This window comes from Streptomyces sp. SID9727 (assembly GCF_010550605.1).
Taxonomy (GTDB): Bacteria; Actinomycetota; Actinomycetes; order Streptomycetales; family Streptomycetaceae; genus Streptomyces.
This window is the reverse complement of sequence record NZ_JAAGNI010000272.1, coordinates 1-964: the sequence shown is the minus strand read 5'-3', so window position 1 is coordinate 964 and position 964 is coordinate 1. Positions and strand designations below refer to the sequence as shown.

Here is a 964-nt window from a genome sequence, read left to right as displayed (position 1 = left end):
CAGCAGGCCGCCTGGAGGGCGAACGCCGTCAGGTCGGCCACCCGGATCTCCGGCGACGGGAAGCGGGCGAGCCGGCCGTCCTCCGCCTGGTCCCAGCAGCGGTAGACCGTTCCCGGTGCCTCGCGCCCCGCACGTCCCGCGCGCTGCCGGCCCGCCGCCTGCGAGGCCCGTACGGTGGCCAGCGCGCTCAGCCCCCGGGCGTGATCGGTGCGCGGCTCCCGGGCGAGCCCCGAGTCGACGACCGTCCGCACTCCGGGGACCGTCAGCGAGGACTCGGCCACCGAGGTCGCCAGGACCACCCGACGCCCCGAGGACGAACCGGCCAGCACCGCGTCCTGCACCGCCGCCGGCGCCCGCCCGTGCACCTGGAGCACCTCGGCCCCGGCGCCCGCCAGCTGCCCCGCGACCCGTCCGATCTCGCCGACGCCGGGCAGGAAGCACAGCACGTCGCCGTCCCGCTCGGCGAGGGCCCGCCGCACCACGGAGGCGACATGGGCCAGCAGTGCCGGGTCGACCCTCATCCCGTGCGGCGGCCGCACCGGCACGGACGGCGGGGCCCACACCACCTCCACCGGATGCGACACCCCCTGGGCCTCGATCACCGGGGCGTCCCCGAGCAGCCGCGCCCAGCCCTCCGCGTCCGTCGTCGCGGACGCCGCCACCAGCCGCAGATCCGGGCGGAGCGCCGCGCGCACGTCCAGCAGGAACGCGGCCGCCGTGTCCGCGTCCAGGTGGCGCTCGTGGCACTCGTCGATGATCACCGCGTCCACCCCGGCCAGCTCCTGGTCGCGCTGCAACCGCTGGAGCAGCACGCCGGTGGTCACGACCTCCACCACGGTGTCCGGGCCGACGACCCGCTCGCCGCGGACCGTGAACCCGACGCGTCCCCCGGTCTTCTCGCCCAGCAGCCACACCATGCGCCGGGCCGCCGCGCGGGCGGCGATCCGGCGCGGCTCGGCGACGA

1 protein-coding gene is annotated in these 964 nt (G+C 77.8%); it reads right to left on the bottom strand.

The window, feature by feature from the left end; genetic code table 11:
• Positions 1-964, bottom strand: a 964-nt coding sequence (locus G3I41_RS17590; protein ID WP_164401175.1) for a helicase-related protein, incomplete at both ends; no start/stop codon positions are given.